This window comes from Brachyspira hampsonii (genome assembly GCF_001746205.1).
GTDB classification, from domain to species: domain Bacteria; phylum Spirochaetota; class Brachyspiria; order Brachyspirales; family Brachyspiraceae; genus Brachyspira; species Brachyspira hampsonii_B.
In genome coordinates this window covers 360957-371091 of record NZ_MDCO01000012.1, presented here as the reverse complement: position 1 = coordinate 371091, position 10135 = coordinate 360957, and the positions used below count along the sequence as shown (strand labels likewise).

The following is a 10135-nucleotide window of genomic DNA, read 5'->3' as shown; positions in this document are numbered from 1 at the left end:
TAAAAATATAAAATATTGTATTTAATCAAATGATATATATTTATATTTAATATTAGAAACATGAAATTGTAATAAATTTAAATTCCCCACCATTTTGAAGCATCTGACTGATATGCCCACTGATAAGAATTATCTGATGTAATCCAAATTTTTGCTAATTGATTTCCATTTTTGAATATATAAAGCCCGTTAATAGAGTATACGGCTTCGCTATCAAATGAGTCATCTGTGTTATTTGTAACATTAACTACAGTATTGAAATTAGTTTGATATCCAAAATATTGCACTTTCCAACCTGAACTAGGTGTTACTTTTCCAGTATTTGGATCCATTATACCAACACCTATCGCATTTGCTGTTAATGTTGTTCCAGTTCCTGTACCTTCTGGTCTCGGTATTACAGGAAGTACAGAATTAATTGTAGTTTCTATATATTTATTATCAACTAGATTGTTAGTACCATAAGCAGTAACTGATACATAATATAAAGTATTATTATTAAAAGTATAATTAGGAATTTCTATTATAAAATTTGTTCTGGTATGATTGCTGCTTGCTACAGTTGGAAGTGCCTGCTGTGCATTTTTTATAGCATCATTAGGCTGCACTAAATTTTCAGAAGTACTAGCATATATGTTAAAACCTGCAAAATCTGAAGCTATTATACCAGACCAAAAACTTATACTTACTTTATTATTACCTGGTATAGCATAAACATTATATGGAATATTATATTCATCAACTATGGTTATAAGTTCTTCATTACAAGAAAGAAATAAAAAAATAATTGGTATGATAAATATGATAATTTTTTTCATAATTAATAACTTAAGATATTAGCAGAAATTTGACGGCAATAATCAGCTATAATACTGCTAGTACCATTAACACTCCTTACATATATTTTACCATAATAGGCATTATTTCCTTCTGTTATTTTTATTAAATAAAGTCTGTTAGCTTTAACTTGTAAATCAATATTTCCATATCCATTTTCCGGAGGAACTACAACATCATCTAAAGAAGTACCTGATACCATCATCATACTTGTATTATTGACATTTTGAAAATATAATACTCCGTTATTATTTATTAATCTTGCTAAATCTCTTCCTTCTAAATTGATAGTTGTATCAGTATTTATAGTTTGATTTAGTGCATCTGGTCTTGGTGTTCCCATTTGTACAAAATTATCATAATAATAATAGCTTTCTAATTGAGGAGTTATCTGATATGCAGATACCCAAATATATATAGGTATACCATTATTTAAATCAGAATCTTTTAATGTAGATATATCCGAACTATTAGTAGAAAAATAAGCTCCTGTTTCAATAGTAAAGGAATACTTTTTAGTAACTGTAGATTTTGTTTCTAATAAAGTAGGCAATGCTTTTTGCTGATTATATAATCTGTATTTTCTAGGATATGTATTATCTCCAAAATATATGTTATATCCACTGAAAGATGGTTCATTATTTTGGGCTTCAAATTCTACTGTTATTTTCTGATTTCCTGGTATAACTTTTGTTATATAAGGCTGATTTAATTCAAGCGTTACACCTGTAACATCTGGAAGTCCGCAGGAAATTACTGATAATGATGATATTGCAATATATAAAAGCATTTTATTTACATTCATAAATTTATTATAAACTAAAAGAGCAATTATATCAATAGTCATTTATTTGTGCTTCCAAAACCGCCTTCTCCTCTTTCTGTATCAGATAATGAATCAACTTCTTCAAAAGATATCTTTTCAACTTTAGCAAAAACCATTTGAGCTATTCTATCTCCATTATTTATAGTAAATGGTATATCAGTTAAAGATGCTAATATTATTTTCAGCTCTCCCCTATAATCACTGTCTATTGTAGCAGGAGAGTTTAAACAAAAAATACCATTTTTTAATGCTAAAGAGCTTCGGCTTCTAACTTGGGCTTCATAGCCTTCAGGTATTTCTATAAAAAGTCCTGTTGGTATTAACACTATATCATTTTTATTTAAAGTAATAGGATTCTCTATATTAGCATGTAAATCAAGTCCCGAGGAACCAGATGTTTGATATTTAGGCAAAGGATTTTTAGATTTATTAATAATTTTTATTTTGAGCATTATTCCTCCAATATTTTTATCTGAATAAAAAAGCTAGTATCATTATAATGATTAATGCAGTAATACCTTGTACAAAAGTAGCTAAAGTTCTAGCTTTATATGCATCTTTTATTTTTAAACCAGATAATTCTACTACTATCCAAAAATAGCTGTCATTTGCATGGGATGCTATCATAGAGCCTGCTCCTATAGCCATCAATACTAAAATTTGTGATATAGGCGTATTAAATCCCAATGTTCCAAGAAGAGGAGCAAAAAGTGTAGCTACAGTAACAACTGCTATTGTAGATGAGCCTAATATTATTTTTAAAGCTGATGCCATAATAAAAGGCAGTATTAACCCCATATTTAATTCTCCGAATATATGTCCCAATTCAGGTATAATTTTTGCCAATTCAGTAGATTTTAATACTTCTGCAAAAGCACCGCTTGCACCAACTATAGCCAATATACTTCCGGAAGCTCTTATACCATCACCTATCCACATAGATATTTCTTCTTTATTAAATTTATGGGTTAGCAATAGGGCAAATAAAAAACCTATAAATAATGCCATAGACGGCTCACCCAAAAATATAAATATGTTTCTTAATATTCCGCTTCCAAATCTAAAAGAATCAAATCTAACAATACTTCCAATTGCCATCAATATTATCGGTACTACTATAGGTGCTAGTGATTTCCAAGCAGAAGGAAGTCCTCCGATATCGCTTATTAAAGTTTCATAAGTTGGAGATTTATCAGGGTAATTTGGTTTTTTTATATATTTTGAAATAAATATTCCATATATTGCTCCAACTAAAGAGGTTGGAATGGCAACTATTAAGCCTATAATTATTATAGTTAATAAATGTGCTTCAAGTCCGAATAGATTAACAACTGCAGCCGGACCTGGAGTTGGAGGAATTAAGGCATGAGAGGCATAAAGTCCTGTAGACAATGCAACTGATAATGCAACAGGAGATGCTCCGCTTTTCTTGGCAACAGCTTTTCTTAAAGGTGTAAGTATTAAATATCCCGAATCACAAAATACAGGTATTGATACTATAAAACCTAATATGTTCATAGCTAAAGCCGGATGGGATTTACCTACTATTCTTAACACTATCTCACCCAATTTTAAAGCAGCACCGGACATTTCTAATATATTACCTATAACACTTCCTAAAACGATTATTATACCAACACTTGCCAAAGCATTGCCAAAACCTTTTCCAATTAAAGCAGATATTTCTGTTATATAGTTTGTATCATTATTAGATGGAACATGAAGTGTGAAAGCTAGAAATATTGCTACTAACAGCATAGCTATGAATGGATGAACTTTAAACTTGATTGTTAAAATCATAACTACAATAATAGATATTGCCAACATAGCTATTACAAAATAACTAATCATTAAATATCCTTATGTTTTATTTTTATATTGAAAATACACAAAATATTAGTCATCTTCTGGAACTTCAGCGTGAATATATCCTTCTTCAAAGAAATTTATTAATTCTTTTTCAGCTTGTTTAGCTATTTCTTCCATTCCTTCATCATATTCTATTTCTAATATTAGATTGGCTCCTTGAAATGCTCCAAGCCCCATAATATTAAATACACTTTTTGCATCTGCTCTTACACCATTATAAAGTAAAAATATTCCTATATTAGAATATTCATTCTTACTTGATATTTGAGACAGAACTCCTGCCGGCCTTAGATGCATTCCATTTTTACTTTTGATTGTTACTACATTTGTTAATGTCATTAGATATCCTGAGATTTTATTATATTTTTATTATAGTATATTTATTTATATTTTTCAAGGTTATTTTATTTACAATTCCCCGCCCATTAGATTTTATAACTTTGTTTTGATATTGTAATCAAAATTATATTTACAGCTTAATTACAAATTATTAGCTACCCACCCTAGCTTTGATTATATTAATAATCTCATTAACGCACGGTTAACGAATTATTTTATTTTACTAAATTTGAATTATAAATTAACTTTATTTTTTAGCTTTATTCTGTGTGCGTTAAATAAAATAATAAAATTAACAGTCATTTTTGTATGCTTTAAATGCGATATATGTAGTAAAAATTATTTATTAATATTTAATATTAGTAAAACCTTTTTTTATATAGAATTCATGTTATAATAGTTTGACTTTTTTATTTTTTGTTGAGGATAGATTAATGGCTAACAATTCTATAGAAATAAGAGGAGCTAAGGAGCATAACCTTAAAAATATATCGCTTTCAATACCGCATAAAACACTCACCACTTTAACAGGAGTATCAGGAAGCGGAAAAAGTTCTCTGGCATTCGACACTATTTTTAAAGAGGGACAAAGAAGATATTTAGAATCATTATCAGCCTATGCAAGACAGTTTTTAGGCGTTATGGCTAAGGCAGATGTTGAACATATAGAAGGACTATCTCCTACTATTTCTATAGACCAAAAAAGCGTTAATAAAAATCCCCGCTCTACTGTAGGCACTGTTACAGAGATTTATGATTTTTTTAGACTTATTTTTGCAAGGCTTGGTGTTCCTTACTGCTCTAAATGTGGACATAAAATTTCTAAACAAAGCGAAGATCAAATAGCTCATAGTGTGTTAAGAGAGTTTGCAGAAAAAAGAATTTTAGTTCTAGCTCCTATTGTAAGAGATAGAAAGGGAGAGTATAGAAAGGAAATTGAAGAAGTTAAACTTGCAGGATATCCTAGAATAAGAATTGATAATATAGTTTATAAATTCGATGAAGATGAAATACCAGAACTTAAAAGATATGAGAAGCATACTTTAGAAATAGTTATCGATAGGATAAAAGTTGAAGATAAATACTTGTCAAGAATTACTGATGATATTGAGAGGGCTATAAGAATAACAAAAGGACTTGTAGCATTTTATGAAGAGCATGAAAAAAGTAATGAGGCAATTGAAGTTAATAATGATATAGAAATACCTGAAACAAATGAAGTTGATACAAAAGCTAAAAAGAAAAAAATAAAAATGAGTAAGCAGTTTGAAATAGATAAATATTATAAACTCTATACTACAGAAAGATCCTGTGCTAACTGCGGACACTCTATTGCAGATATTGAGCCTAATTTATTTTCATTTAATAACCCTATGGGTGCATGTACTGTTTGCGGAGGGCTTGGAGTTGAACATGTGTTTACAGAAAAGCATATTGTAAGAGATGAGAATTTAAATATTTATGATGGAGCTTTATCATGTTTTGTAGATGATCATATTGGTTTTGACATGGAATATGGTATTGATGAATTAGAAGTTATTGCTAAAACTTATAAAATAGATTTAAAAAAGCCTTGGAAAGATTTAACTAAAACAGAAAAAAAATATTTGCTTTACGGTACTGATAAAGAAGTTAAATGGAGAAAAAGATTTTGGTATCATAGTAAACTTGTAGAAGAGAGAGTGCCGGGCATTTTGGACAGACTAAAATACGATTATGAAACTTATAAAAATAGTTATTATGCTAATTTTATGGACGAAGTTGAATGTCCTAAATGCAATGGTAAAAGAATCAATGAAGATGCATTGTCAGTTAAATTTAATGGTAAGACTATAGCCGATTTTTCTTCAATGACTATAGAAGATTTATACGATTATTTTACTAAATTAAAATTGAAACCTAATGAAGAGATAATCGGTGCTCCTATAGTAAAAGAGATTATTTACAGATTAACATTTCTGGTAAAAGTAGGATTAACATATTTAACAGTAGAGCGTTCCTCCCCTACTCTTTCAGGCGGAGAATCTCAAAGAATAAGGCTAGCATCTCAAATAGGAAGCGGACTTGAAGGTGTATTATATGTACTTGATGAGCCTTCAATAGGACTTCATCAGTCTGACAATAAAAAATTAATAGAATCATTAAAAACATTAAGAGATAAAAATAATACTGTTATAGTTGTAGAGCATGATAAAGAAACTATGGAGGAGTCTGACTTTTTAATTGATATAGGTCCTAATGCTGGAGTTAATGGCGGAGAGGTTGTAGGCATTGGAGATTATGAAGAGTTTTTAAAGTCTGACAGATCCTACACTGCAAAATATTTACGCGGCGATGATGATATAGAAATACCAAAAATAAGAAGAGATGGAAACGGAAAATTTTTAAAAGTAATAGGAGCTAATCAATTTAATCTAAAAAATATAGATGTAGAGTTTCCTTTGGGATTATTTATCGTAGTTACAGGACTTTCTGGAAGCGGTAAATCTACTTTAGTTGAAAATATTTTAATGCGTGCTTTGCATAATCATTTTTATGGAAAGACTTTAACAGCAGGCAGTCATGAAAAAATAGAAGGACTTGAAAATATTGATAAGGTTATAGAAGTTGATCAGTCTCCTATAGGAAGAACTCCAAGAAGCAACCCTGCAACTTATACAAAAGTTTTATCTCCTATAAGGGATTTATTTGCTGCTACTAAACTTGCAAAAATGAGAGGATATGATAAAGGCAGATTCTCATTTAATGTGAAAACAGGAAGATGTCCTACTTGTGAGGGTGCTGGAGTTATAGAGTTAGAAATGCAGTTTTTATCTAATGTATTAGTGCCTTGTGAGGAATGCGGCGGCAAAAGATTTAATGCAGAAACTTTGGATGTTAAATACAAGGATAAAACTATTTATGATGTTCTTGAGATGAGTGTTTCAGAAGCTATTCATTTTTTTGACGGCATAACTTCAATAACAAGAATATTAAAAATAATGGAAGATATAGGACTTGGTTATATAAAATTGGGACAGCCTTCTACTACTTTGTCTGGAGGAGAGGCTCAGAGAATAAAACTAGCAAGCGAACTTCATAAAATATCTACAGGAAATACTTTATATATATTAGATGAACCTACTACAGGACTTCATTTTGAGGATATAAAAAAATTATTAAAAGCATTAGACGGACTTGTTGAAAAGGGAAATACTGTTTTAGTTGTAGAGCATAATTTGGACGTTATTAAATGTGCTGATTATATTATAGATATGGGACCTTTAAGCGGAGATAAAGGAGGCAGAGTTGTTGCTAAAGGAAAGCCAGAAGATATTATAAAAGTAAAAGAATCTCTAACTGCAAAAGAACTTAAGGAAATATTAAAGCCTTCAAAAAAGAAAAAAGAAATTATAAAAACAGAAGAAACAAAAAAAGAAGAAAATACTTCTCTTATTATAAAAGGTGCTAATAAACATAATCTTAAAAATATCAGCTTAACATTACCAAAAAATAAAATTAATGTTATAACAGGAGTATCTGGAAGCGGAAAAACCTCTCTTGCATTTGACACTATATTTAAAGAAGGTCAGAGAAGATTTGTTGAATCACTTTCTACTTATGCAAGGAGATTTTTAGGAAGATTTGAAGATGCTAATGTTGAAAAAATAGAAGGACTTGCACCTTCCATAGCAATAGATCAAAAAAATGTCAGCAGAAATCCACGCTCTACTGTTGCCACTGTTACAGAGATTTATGACTATTTCAGACTAATTTTTGCAAGAGTCTCAAAGCCTCATTGTCCGCATTGCAATGATAAAGATACTCTAAAAGCTGAAACTCCTTCTATACTTGCAACTGAAATAGTTGATACTATGGACTTACATAAACTTATTATAATCTCTCCTTTATATCATAGTTCATTTAATCATAGATTTACTTTTGATGATAAAGATGCAACAGATATTAAAAAGATTATAGAAAAAACAAGAGAAGCTGGATATGTGAGAATGCAGATTAATAATAATGATTATGTTATAGATGATATTACGGAAGAAGAAATTGATTCTTTATCAAAAGAAGAGATATATTCTGTAGGTATAGTTATTGACAGAATAGTTGTTGGAAAGGATAAAAGAGCTAGAATTGCTGATGCTATTGAAAGGGCTATGGATTTGTCAAATGGAGTGGTGCATATAAAGGCCTCACATGGCATAATTATAAAAGAAAGTTTCCATACAAAGTTTCCAGCATGTCTTCTGCATGGTATATTATTTGATTTTGAAGTTACTCCAAGGCATTTTTCATTTAATTCGCATTGGGGATACTGTGAAGAGTGCAAAGGACTTGGAAGTAAGCCTACATTCAGTATAGATTTGGCAATAAAAGACAGTACAAAGCCTTTATTTGATGGGGCATTAGATACTTCTCTTCATAATATGTTTTCTACTCATGGCAAGCATTATACAGATTCATTATTCAGATTATTAAAAAGAAACGGTATAACAAAAAAAGATTTATATCAAACTCCTTTTAATGAACTTGATAAAAAAGTTATAGATACAGTATTCTTCGGGGGGGATTATGCTATAGGAAATGTTATCACTTCTTGGCATTCTAATAATGATGTTACAAGCGAAGATTATTCAGAGTGGAAAGATAAATCGCTTGGCAAATTTTTTGTTGATGAGGAATGCAGTTCTTGTCATGGAGAAAGATTAAACGAAGTAATGAGAGCATATACAATACAGGATAAAAATATAAGCCAAGTATGTGCTATGACAGTTGAAGGTGCAATTAATTTCTTTGATGAACTTCCTAAACTTTTAACAGATAGAGAAAATACAATATCAAAAGAAGCTGTAAAAGAAATAAATACAAGGCTTAGCTTTTTAGATAAAGTAGGATTAAATTATTTATCATTAGGCAGAAAATATGCTACACTTTCAGGAGGAGAGGCACAGAGAATAAGGCTTGCAAGTCAGTTGGGTTCTAAACTTACAGGAGTGCTTTATGTATTAGATGAGCCAACTGTAGGGCTTCACCCAAGAGATACAAGTCATTTGCTTGATACATTAAAAGAATTAAGAGATTTAAAAAATACTCTTGTAATAGTAGAGCATGACAGAGATACTATGAAGTCTGCAGACAATATTATAGATATGGGACCTTTTGCTGGTGCTTTTGGAGGCGAAGTAGTTTTTGAAGGTAAATATGATGATATATTAGACTCTAATAATTCACTTACAGGAGATTATTTAAGCGAGAGAAAAAAAGTATTCGAGAAAACTGCTGTAAGAAATGAAGAGACTGAATGCATAAAATTAAAAAATGTTTCCACAAACAATTTAAAAAATATTAGTGTTGATATACCTTTAAAAAAAATAGTTGTTGTTACAGGAGTATCTGGAAGCGGTAAATCATCTTTAATAATAGATACACTCTACCCTGCTCTAAAAAAACGCAGACTCAATCAATACTCTAAATTTGAAAGTGCTGAAATACCTAGCATTGTTTCAGACACTATATTAGTTGACCAAATTTCAATAGTGGGTTCCATCAGAAGTACATTAGTAAGCTATAGTAAAGTGTTTGATAAAATTAGAAATATATTTGCAAAAACTCCTGCAGCAAAAGCGAAAGCATTCGCAGCTGGCAGATTCTCATATAACGGAAAAGAAGGAAGATGCAATATATGCGAAGGTAAAGGCATAAGAAAAATAGCTATGCACTTCTTATCTGACATGGAAATAGTTTGTGAGGCTTGCGGAGGTAAAAGATACAATGATGAAACTTTATCTGTAAGATTCAAATCTCTAAACATAGCCGAAGTATTAGAACTTACAGTTGATGAGGCAATAGAGTTTTTTGACTTTGACAAATCAATAACTAAAACTTTATCAATAATGAGTGAGGTTGGGCTTGGTTATATAAAACTCTCTCAAAGGCTTGATACTTTCTCAGGCGGAGAGTTGCAGCGTTTGAAACTTGCAACAGAGTTAGCAAAAAAACAAGGTGATGAGCATATAGTTTATATTTTGGACGAACCTACTACAGGACTTCATTTTGATGATGTTAATAAGCTTCTTATAGCTTTAAACAAATTGGTAGAAAAAGGACATAGTGTCATCATAATAGAACATAATCCTGATGTTATTAAAGCTGCTGATTATATAATAGATTTAGGATTAGAAGGTGGAATTAACGGTGGGGAGATAATTGCTAAAGGTACTGTTGAAGAGATTTTAGAAATGAAAAAAGGCTATACTTGGAAGTACATTTGAT

The 10135-nt window shown here is 30.4% G+C and carries 6 protein-coding genes; 1 reads left to right on the top strand and 5 read right to left on the bottom strand.

The window, feature by feature from the left end; genetic code table 11:
• Positions 1-77: 77 nt before the first annotated feature.
• The 5 genes from BFL38_RS10700 to BFL38_RS10680 are packed head-to-tail and all read right to left on the bottom strand — an operon-like array spanning position 78 to position 3871.
• Positions 78-818, bottom strand: coding sequence for a hypothetical protein (locus tag BFL38_RS10700; protein WP_069727026.1), 741 nt, complete (start codon positions 816-818; stop codon positions 78-80).
• A gap of 2 nt (positions 819-820) precedes the next feature.
• On the bottom strand, positions 821-1642 hold the full coding sequence (locus BFL38_RS10695) for a hypothetical protein (protein ID WP_069727468.1): 822 nt from the start codon (positions 1640-1642) through the stop codon (positions 821-823).
• Between the two features lie 38 nt (positions 1643-1680).
• The gene (gene dut / locus BFL38_RS10690; protein ID WP_069727025.1) at positions 1681-2115 is read right to left on the bottom strand and encodes a dUTP diphosphatase; all 435 of its coding nucleotides are present in this window, start codon (positions 2113-2115) and stop codon (positions 1681-1683) included.
• Positions 2116-2131: 16 nt separating this feature from the next.
• The gene (locus BFL38_RS10685; protein WP_069727024.1) at positions 2132-3514 is read right to left on the bottom strand and encodes a GntP family permease; all 1383 of its coding nucleotides are present in this window, start codon (positions 3512-3514) and stop codon (positions 2132-2134) included.
• 45 nt (positions 3515-3559) lie between these two features.
• Complete coding sequence (locus BFL38_RS10680) at positions 3560-3871, bottom strand: HPr family phosphocarrier protein (protein WP_069727023.1); 312 nt, start codon at positions 3869-3871, stop codon at positions 3560-3562.
• Between the two features lie 434 nt (positions 3872-4305).
• On the opposite strand from BFL38_RS10680, the gene uvrA reads away from it, so the two are divergent.
• Positions 4306-10134, top strand: coding sequence for an excinuclease ABC subunit UvrA (gene uvrA, locus BFL38_RS10675; RefSeq protein WP_069727022.1), 5829 nt, complete (start codon positions 4306-4308; stop codon positions 10132-10134).
• Position 10135: the final 1 nt, after the last annotated feature.